The organism is Streptomyces sp. NPDC020801 (genome assembly GCF_044334385.1).
Taxonomy (GTDB): domain Bacteria; phylum Actinomycetota; class Actinomycetes; order Streptomycetales; family Streptomycetaceae; genus Streptomyces.
In genome coordinates this window covers 39,893-59,475 of the sequence record NZ_JBIRST010000005.1, presented here as the reverse complement: position 1 = coordinate 59,475, position 19,583 = coordinate 39,893, and the positions used below count along the sequence as shown (strand labels likewise).

The 19,583-nt window shown below is 74.7% G+C and carries 21 protein-coding genes and 1 tRNA gene; 10 read left to right on the top strand and 12 right to left on the bottom strand.

From position 1 onward, the window contains the following. Window positions 1-24: 24 nt before the first annotated feature. The 3 genes from iolB to ACH4UM_RS12300 all read left to right on the top strand — a co-directional run bounded on the left by iolB (window position 25) and on the right by ACH4UM_RS12300 (window position 3,687). The gene (gene iolB / locus ACH4UM_RS12310; RefSeq protein WP_398176866.1) at window positions 25-918 is read left to right on the top strand and encodes a 5-deoxy-glucuronate isomerase; all 894 of its coding nucleotides are present in this window, start codon (window positions 25-27) and stop codon (window positions 916-918) included. Between the two features lie 8 nt (window positions 919-926). Continuing rightward, window positions 927-2,828: a 3D-(3,5/4)-trihydroxycyclohexane-1,2-dione acylhydrolase (decyclizing) gene (gene iolD, locus ACH4UM_RS12305; RefSeq protein WP_398176864.1), complete on the top strand. Its 1,902-nt coding sequence runs from the start codon at window positions 927-929 to the stop codon at window positions 2,826-2,828. A 73-nt stretch (window positions 2,829-2,901) separates the two neighbouring features. Beyond that, window positions 2,902-3,687, top strand: coding sequence for a GntR family transcriptional regulator (locus tag ACH4UM_RS12300; protein WP_398176862.1), 786 nt, complete (start codon window positions 2,902-2,904; stop codon window positions 3,685-3,687). A gap of 27 nt (window positions 3,688-3,714) precedes the next feature. Here the strand turns inward: ACH4UM_RS12300 and ACH4UM_RS12295 are convergent, their stop codons facing one another. Further along, window positions 3,715-4,536 (bottom strand): DUF427 domain-containing protein, encoded by an 822-nt coding sequence (locus ACH4UM_RS12295; protein WP_398176860.1) that lies wholly within the window; start codon window positions 4,534-4,536, stop codon window positions 3,715-3,717. 118 nt (window positions 4,537-4,654) lie between these two features. Beyond that, window positions 4,655-4,728, bottom strand: a tRNA-Pro gene (locus ACH4UM_RS12290). Between the two features lie 101 nt (window positions 4,729-4,829). Between ACH4UM_RS12290 and ACH4UM_RS12285 the strand changes: the two genes are divergently transcribed. Then, on the top strand, window positions 4,830-5,354 hold the full coding sequence (locus ACH4UM_RS12285) for a DUF309 domain-containing protein (protein WP_398176858.1): 525 nt from the start codon (window positions 4,830-4,832) through the stop codon (window positions 5,352-5,354). A 55-nt stretch (window positions 5,355-5,409) separates the two neighbouring features. Continuing rightward, window positions 5,410-6,180, top strand: coding sequence for a precorrin-6A synthase (deacetylating) (gene cobF / locus ACH4UM_RS12280; protein ID WP_398176856.1), 771 nt, complete (start codon window positions 5,410-5,412; stop codon window positions 6,178-6,180). A 28-nt stretch (window positions 6,181-6,208) separates the two neighbouring features. On the opposite strand, the gene ACH4UM_RS12275 is transcribed toward cobF, so the two are convergent. The 4 genes from ACH4UM_RS12275 to ACH4UM_RS12260 all read right to left on the bottom strand — a co-directional run bounded on the left by ACH4UM_RS12275 (window position 6,209) and on the right by ACH4UM_RS12260 (window position 10,086). After that, window positions 6,209-6,958, bottom strand: coding sequence for a cobalt-precorrin-6A reductase (locus ACH4UM_RS12275; protein WP_398176854.1), 750 nt, complete (start codon window positions 6,956-6,958; stop codon window positions 6,209-6,211). 120 nt (window positions 6,959-7,078) lie between these two features. Beyond that, a complete protein-coding gene (locus tag ACH4UM_RS12270) occupies window positions 7,079-7,873 on the bottom strand; it encodes a polysaccharide deacetylase family protein (protein WP_398176852.1) in 795 nt (264 codons plus the stop codon). Then, window positions 7,870-9,225: a DMT family transporter gene (locus ACH4UM_RS12265; RefSeq protein ID WP_398176850.1), complete on the bottom strand. Its 1,356-nt coding sequence runs from the start codon at window positions 9,223-9,225 to the stop codon at window positions 7,870-7,872. Before ACH4UM_RS12265 ends, ACH4UM_RS12270 begins: the two co-directional genes overlap by 4 nt. A 9-nt stretch (window positions 9,226-9,234) precedes the next feature. Then, window positions 9,235-10,086, bottom strand: coding sequence for an SDR family NAD(P)-dependent oxidoreductase (locus tag ACH4UM_RS12260; protein WP_398176848.1), 852 nt, complete (start codon window positions 10,084-10,086; stop codon window positions 9,235-9,237). A gap of 298 nt (window positions 10,087-10,384) precedes the next feature. On the opposite strand from ACH4UM_RS12260, the gene ACH4UM_RS12255 reads away from it, so the two are divergent. Then, complete coding sequence (locus ACH4UM_RS12255; protein WP_398177668.1) at window positions 10,385-11,467, top strand: galactosyldiacylglycerol synthase; 1,083 nt, start codon at window positions 10,385-10,387, stop codon at window positions 11,465-11,467. Between the two features lie 34 nt (window positions 11,468-11,501). On the opposite strand, the gene ACH4UM_RS12250 is transcribed toward ACH4UM_RS12255, so the two are convergent. From ACH4UM_RS12250 to ACH4UM_RS12240, 3 genes are all read right to left on the bottom strand, one after another. Beyond that, complete coding sequence (locus ACH4UM_RS12250; RefSeq protein WP_398176846.1) at window positions 11,502-11,969, bottom strand: RpiB/LacA/LacB family sugar-phosphate isomerase; 468 nt, start codon at window positions 11,967-11,969, stop codon at window positions 11,502-11,504. Between the two features lie 144 nt (window positions 11,970-12,113). Beyond that, a complete protein-coding gene (locus tag ACH4UM_RS12245) occupies window positions 12,114-13,220 on the bottom strand; it encodes a protein kinase (protein ID WP_398176844.1) in 1,107 nt (368 codons plus the stop codon). Between the two features lie 113 nt (window positions 13,221-13,333). Next, window positions 13,334-13,816 (bottom strand): hydrolase, encoded by a 483-nt coding sequence (locus tag ACH4UM_RS12240; RefSeq protein WP_398176842.1) that lies wholly within the window; start codon window positions 13,814-13,816, stop codon window positions 13,334-13,336. Between the two features lie 114 nt (window positions 13,817-13,930). Here ACH4UM_RS12240 and ACH4UM_RS12235 point away from each other — a divergent pair, with 114 nt between their 5' ends. Next, window positions 13,931-14,089, top strand: coding sequence for a hypothetical protein (locus tag ACH4UM_RS12235; RefSeq protein WP_398176841.1), 159 nt, complete (start codon window positions 13,931-13,933; stop codon window positions 14,087-14,089). A gap of 12 nt (window positions 14,090-14,101) precedes the next feature. On the opposite strand, the gene ACH4UM_RS12230 is transcribed toward ACH4UM_RS12235, so the two are convergent. The 3 genes from ACH4UM_RS12230 to ACH4UM_RS12220 all read right to left on the bottom strand — a co-directional run bounded on the left by ACH4UM_RS12230 (window position 14,102) and on the right by ACH4UM_RS12220 (window position 17,720). Beyond that, window positions 14,102-14,875 (bottom strand): sulfite exporter TauE/SafE family protein, encoded by a 774-nt coding sequence (locus tag ACH4UM_RS12230; protein ID WP_398176839.1) that lies wholly within the window; start codon window positions 14,873-14,875, stop codon window positions 14,102-14,104. 72 nt (window positions 14,876-14,947) lie between these two features. Continuing rightward, window positions 14,948-16,459, bottom strand: coding sequence for a long-chain fatty acid--CoA ligase (locus tag ACH4UM_RS12225; RefSeq protein WP_398176837.1), 1,512 nt, complete (start codon window positions 16,457-16,459; stop codon window positions 14,948-14,950). Window positions 16,460-16,532: 73 nt separating this feature from the next. Then, window positions 16,533-17,720 (bottom strand): thiolase family protein, encoded by a 1,188-nt coding sequence (locus ACH4UM_RS12220; RefSeq protein ID WP_398176835.1) that lies wholly within the window; start codon window positions 17,718-17,720, stop codon window positions 16,533-16,535. Window positions 17,721-17,833: 113 nt separating this feature from the next. Here ACH4UM_RS12220 and ACH4UM_RS12215 point away from each other — a divergent pair, with 113 nt between their 5' ends. The 3 genes from ACH4UM_RS12215 to ACH4UM_RS12205 all read left to right on the top strand — a co-directional run bounded on the left by ACH4UM_RS12215 (window position 17,834) and on the right by ACH4UM_RS12205 (window position 19,472). Then, window positions 17,834-18,655: an alpha/beta fold hydrolase gene (locus ACH4UM_RS12215; RefSeq protein WP_398176833.1), complete on the top strand. Its 822-nt coding sequence runs from the start codon at window positions 17,834-17,836 to the stop codon at window positions 18,653-18,655. Between the two features lie 80 nt (window positions 18,656-18,735). Further along, window positions 18,736-18,993 (top strand): WhiB family transcriptional regulator, encoded by a 258-nt coding sequence (locus ACH4UM_RS12210; RefSeq protein WP_398176831.1) that lies wholly within the window; start codon window positions 18,736-18,738, stop codon window positions 18,991-18,993. Further along, entirely contained in the window at window positions 18,990-19,472 is a 483-nt protein-coding gene (locus ACH4UM_RS12205) for a Dps family protein (protein WP_398176829.1), read from the top strand. Before ACH4UM_RS12210 ends, ACH4UM_RS12205 begins: the two co-directional genes overlap by 4 nt. Window positions 19,473-19,583 lie beyond the last annotated feature (111 nt).

Sequence of the window (19,583 nt, the reverse complement as noted above, 5' to 3'; positions counted from 1 at the left end):
CGCGCAAGGGAGGCGTCGCACCCCATGACCAGCTCCTGCCACCTGCCCGCCGGCCAGGCCCCCGACGGCCCCTACCTCGTGGACGTCACCCCCGCATCCGCCGGCTGGGGCCACGCCGGCCTCCGGGTCCTCGAGCTCGCGCCGGGCGGCTCGCACACCTTCGACTCCGGCGACAGCGAGTGGATCGTGCTGCCGCTGAGCGGCGGCTGCACGGTCGCCTGCGCCGACGAGTTCGGCGCCGACACCTTCCGGCTGACCGGCCGGGACAGCGTGTTCGGCGCGGTCAGTGACTTCGCCTATGTGCCGCGGGACGCCCGTACGACCGTCTCGTCGGCCGGGGGCGGACGGTTCGCGCTCACCGGCGCCCGCTGCACCCGGCGCCTGCCGGCCCGGTACGGACCGGCCTCCGGCGTGCCGGTGGAGCTGCGCGGCACCGGCACCTGCTCACGCCAGGTGAACAACTTCGGTGCCGCAGGGGTGTTCGAGTGCGACAGGCTGATCGCGGTCGAGGTGATCACCCCGGGCGGCAACTGGTCCTCCTTCCCCCCGCACAAGCACGACGAGCACCGGCCGGGCCAGGAGTCGGTGCTGGAGGAGATCTACTACTTCGAGTTCGCCGCCCACGACGGCGTCCCCGGCCTCGGCTACCAGCGGGTCTCCCCGTCCGGGCAGGGCCGGGGCACGGACGTGCTCGCCGAAGTGCGCGGCGGCGACGTCGTACTGATCCCGGACGGCTGGCACGGGCCGTCGATGGCCGTGCCCGGCCACCACATGTACTACCTGAACGTCATGGCCGGCCCGGAGGCCGAGCGCGCCTGGCTGATCTGCGACCACCCCGACCACGCCTGGATCCGCGACACCTGGCCCGAGCAGCCCGTCGACCCACGTCTGCCCCTCTACACCGCTCCGTCTCAGTGAGGTCCCCGATGAGCAACCCCAACCAGCCGCGCCAGCCGGCGATTCGCCTGACCGTCGCCCAGGCGCTGGTGCGGTTCCTGGCCGCCCAGTACACCGAGCGGGACGGCGTGCGGCAGCGGCTGATCGCCGGCACCTGGGGCATCTTCGGCCACGGCAACGTGGCGGGGATCGGCCAGGCGCTCCTGGAGGCGGGCGAGGCGGCGATGCCGTACCACCAGGGCCGCAACGAACAGGCCATGGTGCACGCGGCGGTGGGGTACGCCCGGCAGCGGGGGCGGCTGTCCACCCAGGCGGTGACCACGTCGATCGGGCCGGGCGCCACCAACCTCGTCACGGGCGCGGCGCTGGCCACCGTCAACCGCCTGCCGGTGCTGCTGCTTCCCGGCGACTACTTCGCCACCCACTCCGCCGACCCGCTGCTCCAGCAGCTGGAGCACCCGGTCGAGGCGGACGTGTCGGTGAACGACACCCTGCGCCCGGTCTCCCGCTACTTCGACCGGATCAGCCGGCCCGAGGCGCTGATCCCCTCCGCGCTGGGCGCCATGCGGGTCCTGACCGACCCCGCCGAGACCGGCGCGGTCACCCTCGCGCTGCCGCAGGACGTACAGGCGGAGGCCTTCGACTGGCCGCCGGAGTTCTTCGCCGAGCGGGTGTGGCGGGTACGGCGTCCCGCCCCCGACCCGGCCGAACTCGCCGACGCCGTGCGCGCGATCCGGTCGGCCGCCCGGCCGCTGATCGTCGCCGGCGGCGGCGTCCACCACAGCGCGGCCGAGGACGCGCTGAAGGCGCTGGCCGACGCCACCGGCATCCCGGTGGCCTCCACCCAGGCGGGCAAGGGCTCGCTGCGCCACGACCACCCGGCCGACCTCGGCGGCATCGGGCACACCGGGACGGCGGTCAGCGACGACCTGGCGCGCACCGCGGATCTGGTCATCGGCGTCGGTACCCGCCACACCGACTTCACCACGGCCTCCGGCACCCTCTTCCAGCACCCGGACGTCCGCTTCGTCAACCTCAACATCACCGCGTTCGACGCGCACAAGCTGGCCGCCACGACGCTCGTCTGCGATGCGCGGGCCGGCCTCGCTGCACTCACCGATGCGCTCGCCGGACACCGCGTTCAGGCCGCGTACGAGGCCGAGTACCGGGCCGGCAAGGAGCGCTGGGAGCGGGTGACCGAGGCCGCCTGGCGCGCCGACGACGACAGTGCCGTACCGACCCAGACGCAGGTGCTGGGCGCGCTGGACACGGTGGTCGGCGACGACGACGTGATCATCAACGCGGCGGGCTCGCTCCCGGGCGACCTGCACAAGCTGTGGCGCGCCCGCTCGCCGCGCCAGTACCACCTGGAGTACGGCTACTCCTGCATGGGTTACGAGATCCCGGCCGCGATCGGCGTGCAGCAGGCCGCGCCCGACGTGCCGGTCTGGGCGCTGGTCGGCGACGGCACGTACCTGATGATGCCGACGGAGATCGTCACCGCCGTCCAGGAGGGCCTGCCCGTCAACCTGGTGCTGATCCAGAACCACGGTTACGCCTCCATCGGCGGACTGTCGGAGTCGGTGGGCGCCGAGCGCTTCGGCACCGCCTACCGCCACCGCGCCGCCGACGGCACCTTCACCGGTGCCCCGCTGCCGGTGGATCTCGCGGCGAACGCGGGGAGTCTCGGCATGCAGGTGCTGCGCGCCAAGACCGTCGGCGAGCTGCACGAGGCACTGCGCACGGCCCGCGCCTCCCACCGCCCGACGTGCGTCTACGTCGAGACCGACGTCGAGAACCGGACCGCGGCCACGCCCCCGGCCGAGGCCTGGTGGGACGTGCCCGTGGCCGAGGTGGCCGCGCGCGAGGCCGCGGTCCAGGCCCGCGAGCGCTACGAGAGCGAGGTCGCCGCACGCCGCCGCCATCTGTGAACCGCAGTTTGTGCAACCGCTCCTGACTTTCTGTCACATTCACCTGCCGCATCCGACCGGAGGGGGTGCCCCAGTGGCGACGACCGGTGACCGCTCTCGTGCCGTGACCGTCTGCGCGCTCGCTGCCCTGGACTTCGCCCTGTACAGGGCCAGTCCGGTGCCGCTGTACCACCAGCTCGCCCAGCAGCTGGAGGCGGCGATCGATCGCGGGACCCTCGCCCCGGGAAACCTCCTGGGCAACGAGATCGACCTGTCCGTACGGCTCGGCCTGTCCCGTCCCACGGTCCGCCAGGCCATCCAGTCGCTCGTCGACAAGGGCCTGCTGGTGCGGCGGCGCGGGGTGGGCACCCAGGTGGTGCACAGCAAGGTCAGGCGCCCGCTGGAGCTGAGCAGTCTCTACGACGACCTGGAGACGGCCGGCCAGGGGCCGGCCACGCGAGTGCTGCGCAACGAGCCCGTCCCCGCGAGCGCCGGCGTGGCGGCCGCGCTCGGTGTGGCGGAGGGCGGCGAGGTCAGGGTGCTGGAGCGGCTGCGGTTCACGCACGGCCGGCCGGTCGCGTTCCTGTGCAACTACCTGCCGGCGGAGCTGATCGATACGGACACCGCCCGGCTGGAGTCGACGGGCCTGTACCGCATGATGCGCGCGGCGGGCATCACCCTGCACAGTGCCCGTCAGAGCATCGGCGCCCGCCGGGCCACCGCCGAGGAGGCCGCCCGCCTGGAGGAGCAGGAAGGCGCCGCCCTGCTCACCATGCAGCGCACGGCGTACGACGACACCGGCCGCGCGGTCGAGTACGGCACGCACATCTACCGGGCGTCCCGGTACGCGTTCGACTTCCAGCTGCTGGTACGGCCCTGAACCGACGGCCGCCCCTCACGCCCGCCGTCACCGGGCCGGCGGCCGCACGCCCAGGAGCCGGCTGAAGACCGTGGCCGGGCGGTCGAGCGGCTCACCGTCCACGGTGATGTCGACGACCTCGTTGTAGAAGGCGAGGCGCCCCCGGACCGCGGCCACCGCGGGCAGCGGGTCCGGATAGCTCCAGAGGAGGTTCGGCGGCACCTCCTCCTCGCCCCGCCAGGACCAGTACTCGGCGGCGGTGCCCTTGTAGGGGCAGACGCTGGTGTGCGCGGTGGGGGTGAACAGGCCGAGGCGGACGTCCTCGCGCGGGATGTAGTACCGCGTCGGCAGCCCGGTCTCGAACAGCAGCACCGGCCGGCGGGTGTCCGCGACGACCGTGCCGCCGATCACGACGCGGACATGGCGGCTGCTCGCCAGGGCATCCACCCGTTTGTGCGGGTCCCGGGGGTGGACGAAGATCTCTTCCTCCTCCTCGTACCAGTGGTCGAGGCCCCGGCCGGTCCGTTCGAACCACTCGAAGGCGATGTGTCCGGCCAGATCGGCGGCGGGGAACGTCCAGGCCGCGTTCTCCAGCAGCTCGCCGTCGACGAGGAGGTCGTAGAAGACCCTCGATCCGGTGTGCGCGCCCGGCTTCGGGTTCCGCGCCGGCCGCAGCAGGTCCTCGCGCACCTCCGCCCGCGGGAAGGCGTACAGGGGAACGGGCACCGCCGGCTCCCACACCAGCACCGGGTGCCGGCTGTCGACGACGGTGACCTCGCCCCTGCGCCCGCGCACCCAGCGCCCGCTGGGCTCCCACAGCAGGCCCTCGGGCGTGACGCGGACGGAGGGGGCGGCCGGCACGGGGCTCATGACCGGCTCCTTCCCCGGACCGGCGGCTCCCACGCGGCACTCGCGGCATGAGAACGCGCCACTCCCGGCATGAAAAAGGGCCCCCGCGGGCTCTCGCCCACGAAGACCCTTCGCACCGTCGGGACGACAGGATTTGAACCTGCGACCCCTTGACCCCCAGTCAAGTGCGCTACCAAGCTGCGCCACGTCCCGGTGCGCTCACGTGCGGTGAACCGCGTGATCGCGCGAACGCCACTTTACCGCACGCCGGGGGCTGCGCCGAAGGGGGCACGGGGGCGGGGGACAATCGGCGTATGAGCAGCGCATCCTCCGGCCGTCCGGCCGGGCCGCGGGACCGGGACGACGAGGGGCGGGCACGCAACGCCCGGCCGCGGGACGGCCTGGGACGGCCCCTGCCCTACGGCGCGGACGGTGTGCCGCGCCAGCCCGAGGGCGTGGTGCGCACCGCGCCGGAGACGGTCGCCGAGGCGCAGGCACTGCTGGACGCGGGCAGGCCGTTCCACGCGCACGAGGTCTTCGAGGACGCCTGGAAGTCCGGTCCCGCGGCGGAGCGCACCCTGTGGCGTGGGCTGGCCCAGCTGGCGGTGGGTCTCACCCACGCCGCTCGCGGCAACGCCACCGGCGGCGCCCGGCTGCTGCGGCGCGGGGCGGACGCCGTGGCGCAGTGGGTGGCGGAGTCGGGGGAGCCGAACCGGTACGGCCTGGACACCGGCGGCGTCGTCCGGTGGGCGCGGGAGCTGGCCACCGCCGTGGAGCGCGGGGCGCCGGGGGCCGTGGACGCCGCGCAGCGGGCGCCCCGGCTGCGCGGCGGGGCATAGCGGTGGGTGTGGCACCGGTGCACGCGTTGTCAGTGCCGTACGGCAGACTCGGGGTGTGCGAGAGATTCATGTCATCGGTATCGGCGCGGGCGACCCCGAGCAGCTCACGCTGCAGGCGGTCCGGGCGCTGCGCGGCACGGACGTGTTCTTCGTCCTCGACAAGGGCGAGGTGAAGTCGGACCTCGCCGGGCTGCGCCGGGACATCCTGCACACGCATGTGCCGGAGGGCACGTACCGCCTGGTGGAGGCGCGCGACCCGGAGCGGGACCGGTCGGCGGGGGGTGCCGCCTACTCTCCGGCCGTCGGCGACTGGCGCAGCGCCCGCGCCGACATCTACGAGCGGCTGATCGCCGAGGAACTCGGCGCGGACGAGAGCGGCGCGTTCCTGGTGTGGGGCGACCCCGCGCTGTACGACAGCACGCTCGGCATCCTCCAGGAGGTGCTGGCGCGGGGCACGGTGGACTTCACCTACGACGTGGTGCCCGGCATCAGCAGCGTCTCCGCCCTGGTGGCCCGGCACGGTACGGGGCTCAACCGGGTCGCCCGGCCGGTGCAGATCACCACCGGCCGGCGGCTGGCCGAGGGTCTCCCCGAGGGCGCCGACGACGTGGTGGTCATGCTGGACGCCCACCAGACCTTCCGGCAGTACGCCGACGAGGACATCGACATCTACTGGGGCGCCTACATAGGCACCCCGGACGAGATCCTCGTCTCCGGTCCGATCGCCGAGGCCGCGCCCCGCATCGAGCGGCTGCGCGCCGAGGCGCGCGAACGCAAGGGCTGGATCATGGACACGTATCTGCTGCGCCGCAACCCCGGGGAGTAGGACCGCCGGACCGCCGGACCGCCCGGCGTCATCCCGCCGTGCCCAGGTCCAGACGCCGCAGCACGGCCGCCACGTCCGGTAGCGCCGTGACCCCGCGCGGCAGCGGCGGTCGCCGTACGACGACGACGGGCAGGGACAGCTCCCGCGCGGCGGTGAGTTTGGCCGCCGTGGCCGCTCCCCCGCTGTCCTTGGTCACCAGCACGCCGATGCGGTGCCTGCGCAGCAGCGCCGTCTCCCCGGACACGGTGAACGGTCCACGGGCCAGCACCACCTTCGTGTCGGGCGGCATCGGCGGCTCGGGCGGCTCCACGGAGCGCACGACGAAGTGCAGGCCCGAGAGGTGGGCGAAGGCGGCGAGGCCGAGCCGCCCGGTGGTGAGGAACACCCGGCGCCCGAGCCGGGGCAGCAACCGTGCGGCGGCGGCCTGCGAGACGACCGGGTGCCAGTGGTCGGCGGGGCCCGGCTGCCACCCGGGCCGGCGCAGGACCACGGCGGGCACGCCGGCCGCGGCGGCTGCCGCGGCCGCGTTGCGCGTGATCGCCTCGGCGAAGGGGTGCGTGGCGTCGACGACGGCGGCCACGCGGTGCTCGCGCAGCCAGCCGGCCAGCCCCGCCGCTCCGCCGAAGCCCCCGACGCGCACCTCCCCGTCCAGTGCGCCCGGCCGGGCCACGCGTCCGGCCAGCGAGGTGGTCACCCGCACGCCGGGGCGAGCGGCGAGGGCCGCGGCCAATTCACGTGCCTCGGTGGTGCCGCCGAGGATCAGGACGTGCGGGGACATGGCGCCGAGCCTACGGGCCGGCGCGGGACACGGCACCGACAGCCCCTGCAGACCGTGTCCGGATGCGACACGGCCTCGGCCCTCGTTCCCTCCCGGAACGGCGGCCGGCACCCTGTGCCGTCACCCCGCCCGGTCCCCGCCCAGCCCGTGCTCCGCCAGCGGGCCCACCTCCCAGCCGGCCTCGCGCCAGGTGGTGACCAGGCCGGGCAGGGCGCCCAGGGCGGCGCGCCAGCAACCGGGGGACGCCGCGTGGTCCGAGTCGTGCAGGAGGACCGTGCCGCCGCCGCGCAGGTCCGCGCCGACGGTCGCGCGGACGGAGGCGGGGGTGGCCTGCGCCGTCCAGTCCCGGCCCCAGGCGGTCCACAGCACGGGCCGCAGACCGGTGCGCCGGGCGGCCGCCCAGCGGCCGGCGGTGAGGATGCCGTAGGGCGGCCGGTACCACCGGGGCCGCCGCCCCGTGTCGTACACGGCTCGCGCCGCGTGCTCCATTTCGCGAAGGTCCCGCCCCGGGGCGGGAAACCAGGGGCGGCTGTGGGTCCAGCCGTGCACGGCGAGTTCGTGTCCCCGCTCGGCGATGTGCCGGGTGAGCTCCGGGAAGCGGGCGGCCCTCTCGCCCAGGACGAAGAAGGTGGCGCGCACGGTGAGCCGGTCGAGCGCGTCGAGGAAGTGCGGGGTGCAGCCGGGGTCGGGGCCGTCGTCGAAGGTGAGCGCGACGTGGTCGGGGCGGCCGGCACCGGCCAGGCGCGGCAGGCAGACGGCACGGAACCCGGGCAGCCAGGTGGCCGCCGGCAGGATGTGCGCGGCGGCGAGGGCGGCGACCGGTACCAGGGCCGCCGCCACGGGCCGCGCCACGCCCGTCCCGGTGCGTGCCCCGCCGGTGTCCGTTCCGCCCGCCTGTCCCGTCCTGCTCGTCATGAGCTCTCCGCCCCTGCCTTCCCCCGGTCGCGGCTCGGGTCGGGCGCCGGGACCACGTCCCACTTGCCGGACACCGCGGGGGCGCGGGCCAGACCGACCGTGCCCGCGGCGAGGAGGCCCACGCCGGCCGCCTCGGGCAGCATCCGCACGCCCAGGGCGATGTGTTCCCCGAACAGCGCCCAGCCGAGCGCCACGCTGGTCAGCGCGTCCCCGAGGGTGAGGGCGGGCTGGGAGGCGACGAGGGTGCCGGCCCGGAAGGCGAGCTGGAGCAGCCCGAAGGCGACGAGGCCGGTGAACGCCGTGGCGTACGGCGTCCAGTCCGCGGCCAGTTCGGCCAGGCCCCGCGGGTACAGTCCCGTGACCTCCTTGAGGAGGGCGGCCGTCACCGCGAACATGATCGCCGAGGCCAGGCCGACCACGGCGGCCCGGGGCGCGCCCCTGACCAGCCGTGCGACACCGGTCAGGACGAGCACCGCGCACAGGACGGCGGCACCGACCGGGATCCAGCGCGCCCCGTCCGCCGTGGTGCGCCCGGCGGCGGGCGCGGCGGCGCCGAGGAAGAGGGCGAGTCCCACGGCCAGGGCCAGGAAGGACAGCCAGGTGATCCGGTCCGGGCGACGGCGGAAGACGATGCTGCCGATCGCCAGCGTGAACAGCAGTTCGGTCGCCATCAGGGGCTGGACCAGCGACAGACTCCCGACCGCCAGGGCCGCGGCCTGCAGCACCGCCGACCCACCGAGGAGGGCGGCCCCACCCACCCAGAACCGCCGCCGCCTGCCCCGAACGGCCCGCGACGACCGCCCGGCCCCGTCCATCGAAGTGCCCGGGGCCCCCGAGCCGGGCCCGCCTCCGCCGCCCGCCGTCCCCGCCCCGAGGTGGCCCGTCCCCCTGCCGTCCGGCGCATCGGGCACCGTGCTGCCCGGGCGCCGGCCGCCCGTGTCTCCTCCGCCCCGGGCGCCGGCGTCGCCCGTGCCGCCCGGCCGCTCAGCACCCGGCCCGCCTCCGCAGCCCGCCGGTCCCACGTCCCCGCTGCCGCCCGCCCCCACGTCCCCGCCGTCTTCAGCCGTCCCCGTGTTTCCGCTGCCCGCCACCGTCCCCGCGCCCCGGCGGCCCGTGGGCCGGCCGGGCACCGCATCCACCGCGGTACCGGCCGGGCGACGGGTGCCCCCTCCCGCGCCACCCGGGCCGGCCGGGGCCGCCCCGTCCGTTTCGCGGTCTCCGCTGCCGTCGTGTGCCGCGCCGCCGGACCTCCCGCCGTGCGTCGTCTCCGTGGCGGCGCGTCTCATCAGCACCGAGGCCGCGGCGTTGGTGAATGCGGCGAGCAGGGCGAGTACGACGGTGAGAGCGTTCACCCGCGACCCTCACCCGAATCGGGTGGCGAGGCGCCGGTACAGGGCGGGCGCGGCGCCCCGCACCCGGCCGGGCAGGCGCGTCCAGCCCGGGACGTACACCTCGTCCCGGCCCCGGGCGACCGCCTCCCAGACCGCGTCGGCGACCCGGCTCGCCGGTACCGGCCTGGGCCGGGAGCGCCCGTAGGGCACTCCGCGGCGGTCGAAGAACGGCGTGTCCACCACGCCGGGGACCACATGGCTGATCCCCACCCCCGTGCCCCGGAGCTCGTAGCGCAGCGCCTCGGCGAAGGTGCCCAGCGCGGCCTTGGCGGCGGAGTACACCGCCTCGTCACGCACGCCGACCGTGCCGGCCAGCGAGCCGATGATGACCACGCGACCGGTGCCGCGCCGGACCATGTGCGGCAGCAGCAGCCGGACCAGGTGCACCGTCGCCAGCACATTGACGTCGAACAACTCGTCGATGGCGGGCTGCGGCATGGTGCTGAACGGCCCGGCCCAGCCGATGCCCGCCCCGGCCACCAGCAGGTCCACCCGGCCGACGCTGTCGAGCGCGAACTCGGCCAGCCGCCGCTCGGCGCCCGGCCCGGACAGGTCCGCCGGAAAGACGACGGCCGACGTTCCCCGCGCCACCTCGTCCAGCCGTGCCCGGTCGCGCCCGTTGAGCACGAGCCGCCAGCCGCCCTGCGCGGCGAGCCGCCGCGCCACCGCCGCGCCGATGCCCGAGGAGGCGCCGGTCACGAGCGCGCCCCCGCCCGGTGCCGCCGCGTCGGCGTCCTGGCGGCGTACGGCGCTCAGCCCGGCCGGTGCCTCGGACGGCGGCGTCCCGGAGCCGGACCGTATGCGGGAAGGGGCGTGGGACATCGGGGCGCACCTCTGGTTCGGACGGGACCGAGGGCCGCCGGTGCGGCCCCGGCGGTCCGGGACGGCCTGACGGGGGTGAAGTATCCCCGCGGCCGTACCCGAAACGCGGGCGGGCGGGAGGACGTGCCCCGCCCGTTTGACTGCGGTGGGTAGGGGTTACTCACTTCCAGTGTCGTCCGAAACGCCCGTGCCGCCACCGCTGCCCGCCCCCGGGGCGGCCTTGAGCGAACACGCCCGCGCCCGGCCCGGTCCGGCTCCCGTGCCCGAGGCCGAACGGCTGCTCGTCGTCAGCGCGAGCATGGGCTCGGGCCACGACACGGTGGCCGCCGAGCTGGCCCGCCGGGCCCGCGAAGCCGGCAAAGAGGCCCACGTGGTCGACGTGCTGGCCCTCCTGCCGCACGGCCTGGGAAGCGGGCTGCGGGGCTTCTACCGGACCGTCGTGCGCGACGCACCCTGGGTCTACGCCGGCATCTACGGCCTCTTCCTCCGGCCCGGTCCCCGTCCCCGTCCGAGCGGGACTCCGCTGGCGCGGCTCGCCGGCGGCCGTCTGATGGACCTGGTGCGCGAGACGCGCGCCGACGTGGTCGTGCCCGTCTTCCATCTGGCGGCCCAGCTCACCGGCCATCTGCGGGCCCGCGGAGTGCTGCGGGTGCCCAGCGTGGTGGTGGTCGTCGACTTCGCCGTGCACCGGCAATGGCTGCATCCGGGCAACGACCTTCATCTCTGTGTCTGCGACGAGACCGCGAGGGAGGTGCGCCGGGGCACCGGCCGCCCGGCGGAGGCGACCGGCCCCCTGGTGGCGCCCGGCTTCTTCACCGGGGGGCCGGGGACACAAGCGTGGCGGCGCCGGTTCGAGCGGCACGGGGGCGGGCGGCCCGCGGTGCTGGTCTCCGCCGGCGCCTGGGGAACCGGGGCGCACCTGTCCGACACGGCTCGGCTGCTCGCCGCGAACGGCTTCCTGCCGGTCGTGCTGTGCGGGCGCAACGAACGGCTGCGGCGCACCCTGTCCGGCATCCCCGGAGCCCTGGTACCGGGCTGGGTGAGCGACATGCCCGACCTGCTGCACGCCTGCGCCGGCCTGGTGGACAACGCGGCCGGGCAGACCGCCGTGCAGGCGCTCGCCGCCGGGGTCCCGGTCGTGGGCCACCGGCCGCTGCCCGGGCACGGGGCGGAGGGGGTGCGCCGTATGGCTGCCCTCGAGGTCTGCGACGACACGCCCGACGAGGCCGGCCTGCTGTGCTCCCTGGCCCGGCTCACCGCGCCGGGGCCGGAGCGCGACCGGCGGATCGCGGCCGGGCGGGCGCTGTTCCGCGAGGACGCGCTGGCCCATGTCGTGCACGCCGCCGGGGCGGGCCGGCGCCGGGGCGCCCGGGACGTGTGAACGACGCCCGTCCTACGCCTGTCATACGCCCGTCCTACGCCCCCGCCGACGGACTCGTCCTGCCGAGGTCCAGGCGTGCGAGGCGGGCGACGTTCTCCCGGTCCTCGGCGTCCGCGCTGGGCACCGCGGCGAACCAGGCGTCCAGGATCTCCCGCAGCAGCGGCCCGGAGGTGAGCCGCAGGCTGAGCGCAAGCGCGTTGGCGTCGTTCCAGCGGCGGGCGCCGTCCGCCGTGCAGGCGTCGGTGCACAGGGCCGCGCGTACGCCCGGCACCTTGTTGGCGGCGATGGACGCGCCGGTGCCGGTCCAGCAGCACACGACGGCCTGGTCGGCCCGCCCGGCGGCGACGTCACGCGCGGCGGCCTCCGAGCACGCCGCCCACTGCGGGTCGGCCCCTGGGTGCAGCGCGCCGTGGGTCAGCACCTCGTGACCGCGCTCGCGCAGCTGGGCGACGAGGAGCCGGGCCACGGGTTCGTCCATGTCCGAGGAGACGGAGATCCGCATGTCCGGTCAGACTACCCAGCGCGCCCGCCCGCTCCAAGGCGGCCGGTTCCGGCCCCGGCAGCCGTCCCGGCATCGGCACCTGGCACCTGGCACCTGGCACCTGGCACCTGGCACCAGTCTTCAGAACAACGTCGTGCGGCCGGTTCAGAACAACGTCATGCCGACCAGCAGCGCGGAGACGAACAGGACGGCGCCGCCCACGACCGCCACCGCGCGGGAATGGCGCCGCAGCGCGGTGCGCAGGCCGGGGCGGCGCGGGGGCACCCGGTGCACGCTGGTGTTCCAGCCGGCTTCCACGGCGGGCGTCGATGCGGGCGGGGTCGGGGCGCCCCCCGTTCCCCGCCGCTCCGGTCCGCGGTGGCGTGCGGGGGCGGGGCCCGGGTGCTGCGGTCCGCGGTGGCGCGCGCGGCCGGCGGCCGGCTGCTCCGGTGGGAGGGGTTCCGGCGTGCCGAGCCAGGCACCGCCGGCGAACCAGTCCGCCGCCTGCCCGGCCGTGGGCCGCTCCTCGGGGCGCTTGGCGAGCATGCTCAGCAGGTATGCCTCGAAGGCGGGCGGCAGCGCGGCGCCGCGCTGGTGCGGCGGCAGGGGCGGGGCGTCGACGTGCTGGTACAGCAGCGCGGTCGCGGTGTCGGCCTCGAACGGCGGGCGGCCGACGGCCAGTTCGTAGAGCACACAGCCCAGCGAGTACAGGTCGGAGGCCGAGCTCGCCGGGGTGCCGATGGCGCGTTCGGGGGCCAGGTACAGGCCGGTGCCGACGATCTGACCGGTCGTGGTGAGCCCGGCGGAGGGGTCGTCGACGAAACGCGCGATGCCGAAGTCACCGATGCGGACCGTGCCGTCGCGGTCGCTGAGCAGGTTGCCGGGTTTGATGTCCCGGTGCACGATGCCCTGCGCGTGCGCGGCGGCGAGGCCCTCGGCGGCCTGCTGCGCGACCTGGGCAAGGCGGTCCGGGGTGAGCGGCCCGCCGGCGGCCAGCTCGCCGGCCAGACTGCCGCCCTCGACCAGCTCCATGACGAGGAAACAGCGGTCCTCCCAGGCGCCGAAGTCGAGCGTGCCCACCACGTGGGGGTGGTGCAGCCGCGCCGAGGTCTGGGCCTCCAGCCGGAACCTCGCCTCGGCGGAGGCGTCCGCGACGTCGTTCAGCAGCAGTTTGACCGCGACCGGCCGGCCGAGCACCTCGTCGAGGGCCCGCCAGACCTCGCCCATCCCGCCCCGCCCGATGACCGTGTGCAGCCGGTACCGATCAGCCACCAGCACCCGTAGCCCCGCCCTCAATCCCCGAAGTCCCACCCGCACGCCCGCGCCCCCGCGGCGGGCACGGCAGCAGCCGGGCAGCGCACACGGGTCGCGGCAACCGGCCCATCCTAACGATCACTTGGTGTGTCGCCGACCGGCGCGGTCCCGGCGCGGATCACCCGCTTGACACCGATCAGCACCCGGTAGCGCTCCCGCCGGGCGAACTCCCGCAGGCTCCAGACCGCCGGGCGTCCGGCCTCCGCACACAGGTGCAGCACCTGGTCGTCGTCGGCCCAGACCCCGACGTGGGCACCGTAGGCGTCCTCCGTGGCGCCGAACAGCAGCAGGTCCAGCGGCCGGGCCCGGGACACGCGGACGGTGGCCCGGGTGTCGGCCCACAACTCGCTCGAGCGCAGCTCAGGAGGAGCCAGGGCGAAGTGCCGCAGCACCGCGTAGGCGAAGAGCTGGCAGTTGGCCCCGGCCGCCAGCGCGGGCAGCAGTCCGGGGGGTTCGGGCAGTTCGGGAACCGCGGGCGAGCCCGGGTGGCGGGAGCCGGCGTAGGGGACGGTCCAGAAGGCGGTTGGGAGCCGGCCGAGAAGTCGCTCGTTCACATGAACCCCTAAGAGTGAAAAGCAGAGAGTCGCTCTTTGTGCAAATATGTAGAGCTGATCATCTATGTCATGGTCGCCCTACCTGCTGATCCACTCAGGAAAGGGAGGACGACCATGGCCCCTCTGACGTGGCTTCTCATCCCCTTGGCGACGGCGTTCATGGCCGCCGTCTGGAGCTGCTGCACAGGACGCCGGCGGCGCACCGACGACTGGGCGCACGTGGAGCGCTACAACCGCCTGAGGGCCGCGCTGGCACGCGCGACCGCCTCCTAGGCCGGGCCGGACCTACCGCAGCAGAAGCTGTACGCCGCCCACGACCGTCGCCGCGATCACCAGCTGCTCGAACAGCCGCTGGTTGATCCGGTGCACGGCCCACTTGCCGAACAGCGCCCCGGGCACGACGAACACCACCAGCGCCGCGTCGAGGAGCAGCGACCGGCCGTCGATGAGGCCGAGACCGGCGCTGAAGGGCACCTTGGAGACGTTGACGATGAGGAAGAAGAACGCCGACGTGCCGAGGAAGCCGAGCTTGCGGAAGCCCGCCGACAGCAGGTACAGCGACATCACCGGGCCGCCCGCGTTGGCGACCATCGTGGTGAAGCCGCCGAGGACGCCGTAGGAGCGGGCCTTGAGGCGGCCGGACCGGGTGGTGACCGAGTCCGGTTCCTCCTCCCGGCCCGCCGTGCGGCGCCGCCACACCGTCACGGCCGCCATCAGCAGCAGGATCGCGCCGATCGAGGTCCGTACGACCCCGTCGTCGGCCCACACCAGGAACAGCGTGCCGACCACCACTCCCGCCGCCACCGCCGGGAACAGCCGCCACAGCGTGGGCCAGTGGGCGTGCCGCCGGTAGGTGAGGACGGCGAGCACGTCACCGGCGATCAGGACCGGCAGCAGCACCCCGGTGGAGGCGCGGGCGGGCAGCACGGCCGCGAAGACCGCGAGGCTGACCGTGTTGGCGCCGCTGACGGCGGTCTTGGAGAAGCCGACGAGCAGGGCCGCGAGGGCGAGCGCCGCGAACCCCCAGCCGGACAGGTGCCAGAGCGTCATCGTGTTCATGCGGAGACCGATGCTATGTCCGGACAACCGCAGCCCGTGAGGACCGTCTCGCCAGGTGGCCCCTGCCAGGGGTCAGACCCGGGTGTACCGCGCCCGCAGCTCCCGCTTGAGCACCTTCATGCTCGGCCCCAGCGGCAGCGCGTCCGTGAGTTCCACACGCCGTGGGTACTTGTGACGGCCCAGGTGCTCCTTGGACCACGCGGTGACCGCGGCCGGGTCCGGCTCCGTGCCGGGCGCGGGGACGACCACGGCGCACACCTCCTCGCCGTGCAGTTCGTCCGGCAGGCCGATGACGGCGACCTGGGCGATGCCGGGGTGGCGCAGCAGGACCTCCTCGACCTCGCGCGGATAGACGTTGTAACCGCCGCGGATGATGACGTCCTTCTTGCGGTCGACGATCCTGAGGAAGCCCTCGTCGTCCTTGGTGCCGAGGTCGCCGGTGCGGAACCAGCCGTCGACGAGCGCCTCGGCGGTCGCCTCGGGGCGGCCGAGGTAGCCGGAGAAGACGTTGTGGCCGCGGATGACGACCTCGCCCAGCTCGCCCGGCGGCAGCAGCTCGATGCGCCCTTCGACCTCCGGGCGGGCGATCTCCACGTCCACGCCCCACAGCGGGTGGCCGATGGTGCCCGCCTTCGTGCCGAACCACGGCTGGTTCACGCTGGCCGTCGGCGAGGTCTCCGACAGCCCGTACCCCTCGTGGATCCGCGCCCCGAACGCCTTCTCGAACCGTTCGAGCACGGCGATGGGCAGCGACGCACCGCCGGAGATGCACACCCGCAGTTCGGGCAGCACGCCGGCGTCGGCCGCGGCGGCGGTGAGCGAGACGAACATGGTCGGCACGCCGTGGAAGGTGTTCACGCCCTCCCTCACCATCAGCTCGATCGCCCGGGCCGCGTCGAAGCGGGGCAGCAGGACGAGCGTGGCCCCGGCCCGCCAGGTGGAGTTCATGGACACCGTCTGGCCGAAGGCGTGGAAGAGCGGCAGCGCACCGAGCGCGATGTCGTCGGGGCGGATGTCGTTGGCGTCGAAGGCGTTGACGGTCGCGTTCATCACCAGGTTGAAGTGGCTGAGCACGGCGCCCTTGGGGACGCCGGTGGTGCCGCTGGTGTAGAAGATGACGGCCGGGTCGTCGGCGGCACGGGTGACGTACGACGCCGGCGGCTCGGCCCGGGCGGCCAGCCCGTCCAGCTCGGCCCCCAGGGTCACGACCCGCACACCGAGGGCACCGGCGGCGGCCGTGCCCGTCTCCGCCTGCGCCGGGTGGCACAGGAGCAGCGTGGCGCCGCTGTCCTTCAGGACGTGTTCGACCTCCCGTGCCGACAGCAGCAGGTGGACCGGGACCACGACCGCGCCGGCCGCCGCGATGGCGTAGTACGCCTGCGGGAACTCGGCGGTGTTGGGCGCCATCAGCGCGACCCGGTCCCCCGGCCGGACGCCGAGCCCGACGAGCGCGCCGGCCTGCGCGCGGGCCCGCTGCCACACCTGGGCGAAGGTGAGTCGCAGGTCGCCCTCGACGAGGGCGGTCCGGTCCGGGCGGCGCCGGGCGTTCTCGGCGAGGATCGCGGCGACGGAGAGGGTTGCCATGGAGGGTTGCTCCGTTTCGTTGCGGCTCTGTTCCTGACTTCCGTGCGGGGAGCCCCCGTTGGGATGCGCAGGGCTAGTGCCGCTCCACCAGCACCGCGCTGCCCTGCCCCACGCCCACGCACATGGTGGCCAGCCCGCGGGCCGCGCCCGTGCGGCGCATGCGGTGCAGCAGGGTGGTGAGGATGCGGGCGCCGGAGCAGCCGAGCGGGTGGCCGAGGGCGATGGCGCCGCCGCTGGGGTTGACGAGGTCCTCGTCGATGCCGAGCTGGTCGACGCAGGCGAGGGCCTGGGCGGCGAACGCCTCGTTGAACTCGGCCTCCTCGATGTCGTCGATGCTCCAGCCCACGCGGGTGAGCGCCTTGCGGGTGGCCGGGACGGGCCCGATCCCCATCACATCGGGGTGGACGCCCGCGGAGGCGCCGGCCACGTAGCGGCCGAGGGACTCCAGGCCCAGCTCGTTCAGGGCCTCCTCGCTGACCAGGAGGAGCCCGGCGGCGCCGTCGTTCATCGGCGAGGCGTTGCCCGCGGTGACCGTGCCGCCCTCGCGGAAGACCGGCCTGAGACGGGCGAGTCTGTCGTAGGAAGTGTCCTCACGGATGCACTCGTCACTCGCCACGACCACGCCGTCGGGGCGCTCCACGGACAACAGTTCGTGGTCGAAGTGGCCCATCTTGCGTGCCTCGGCGGCCCGTTGGTGGCTGCGCAGGGCGAACTCGTCCTGGCGCTCGCGCGCGATGCCGTACCGAGCGGCGACCTCCTCGGCCGTCTCGCCCATGGCCAGCAGGCCGTGCAGCTCCTTCATCGCCGGGTTGACCAGGCGCCAGCCGAGGCGGGTGTCGTGCGTGTCGATGCGGTGCGGCAGGGCCTCGTCGGGCCTGGGCAGCACGAAGGGGGCACGGCTCATCGACTCCGAGCCACCCGCGAGCACGATGTCGGCCTCGCCGGCGGCGATGGTGCGGGCGGCGGTGGTGACGGCTTCCAGGCCGGAGGCGCACAGCCGGTTGACCGTGGCGCCGGGGACGGACTCCGGGAGCCCGGCCAGCAGGGCGGCCATGCGGGCGACGTTGCGGTTGTCCTCGCCCGCCTGGTTGGCGGCGCCCCAGTAGACGTCGTCGATGCGGGCCGGGTCGAGCGCGGGCACGTCGGCGACCAGGACGCGGACCACGGCCGCGGCCAGGTCGTCCGGGCGCACGGAGGACAGGGCTCCGCGCAGCTTGCCGATCGGGGTGCGGCGGGCGGCCGCGAAGTGGACGGGGCGCACGAGAGGACTCCTTGGACGGCCCATTAATTAGCACTGCTAGTTTTGGACTATAGACCTCCGACCGGGCGCCTGGGAAGATCCCCCTCACCGCCGCCGACGCAGCTGGAGGAACCATGGCCGACGCCCGCGAGCACGCCCGGGAGCACGTCCTCGCCGGAACCCGGGGCGCGCTCACCGTCCGCGAGTGGGCGCGTCCACGGCCGCGGTACGTCGCCCTCGCCGTGCACGGCTACGGCGAGCACGCCGGCCGCTACGCGGAGCTGGCCGGGGTGCTGGTCGCGCACGGCGCCTGCGTGTACGGCCCCGATCACATGGGCCACGGGAGGTCGGCGGGCGAGCGCGTGGTCGTCGAGGACTTCGAGGACGTGGTGAGTGATGTGCACGCCGTGGCCGACCTCGCCCGGGCCGCGCATCCGGGGCTGCCGCTGGTGCTGGTCGGCCACTCCATGGGCGGCCTGATCTCCGCCCGGTACGCCCAGCGGTACGGCGACGAGCTCACCGCGCTCGTGCTGTCCGGCCCGGTCATCGGCGCCTGGGAGCTGCCGGGGCGGCTGCTGGCGCTCGAGGAGATCCCCGACACTCCGATCAGCCCGGCCGCGCTCTCCCGGGACCCGGCGGTCGGCGCGGCGTACGCGGCGGATCCGCTGGTGTGGCACGGCCCGATGAAGCGGCCGACGGTGGAGGCGTTCGCGCGAACCCTGGAGACCGTCGCCGAGGGTGGTGACGTCGGCCGGCTGCCGGTGCTGTGGCTGCACGGCGACGACGACCGGCTGGTACCGCTCGCGGGCAGCCGGGTCGGCGTCGAACTGCTCAGTGGCGGGGTGCTGACCGAGCGGATCCACCCGGGCGCCCGGCACGAGGTGTTCCACGAGACCAACCGGGCCGAGGTCTTCGCGGACGTGACGGACTTCCTCGACGAGGTGCTCCCCCGCTGAGGCGTCAGTGGGCGTGAGCTGGGCCGTCCTCGCGGCGCCACGGTTGTTTGCGGTGGCTCGCCAGGGGCACCCGCGCCCCCATGGAGTGGTTGCGCAGTGCCGCCTGCGTGGGTGAGGACCCGGAGCTGTTCTTCCCCGTGGGCACGAGGGGACCGGCGCTGCGGGACGTCGCGGCCGCCGAACGCGTCTGTGCCCGCTGCCCGGTGGTCACCCCGTGTCTGTCCTACGCGCTCAGCAGCGGCCAGACCTCGGGTGTGTGGGGCGGGACCTGCGAAGAGGAGCGCCTCGAACTGCTCCGTACCGCCAGAGACGACTGCGCAAGGAGAAGCACCGTATGACTGTCGTGAAGAGCACGATCCCCGAGGCCGCCCGTCAGGTCACCGGGAACGCGTTGCAGACCACACTCGTCGATCTTCTCGGGCTCTCCCTGATCGGGAAGCAGGCGCACTGGAACATCGTGGGACCGCGGTTCCGCTCCATCCACCTGCAGCTCGACGAAGTGGTGACGGCTGCGAGGGACTTCGCCGACACGGTCGCGGAGCGGGCCTCCGCACTCGGGGTGCCGCCCGACGGCCGCCCGGAGACGATCGCCTCCGCCTTCACGCTGCCCGGCCCGAAGGACGGCTGGGTGCGCGACACGGAGGTCGTCGAGGTCATGATCGAGGCCCTGGACGCCGCCGTCGGACGGCTGCGTGAGCGAATCGAGGCGACCGAGAAGGCCGACCCGGTGACCCAGGACCTGCTGATCTCCATCACCGCCGAGCTGGAGAAGCAGCGCTGGATGTTCGCCGCCGAGAGCGTCTCCCAGGACGGCTGACCGGCGCGCCCGCTTCACGCGCGCGTTGCGCGCTCTGAGCGTTCCCTCGCGTTGCGCGCTTTGCGCATTCCAGCACCGTTCCGGCACCGTTCCGGCGCGTTCCGGCGCGTT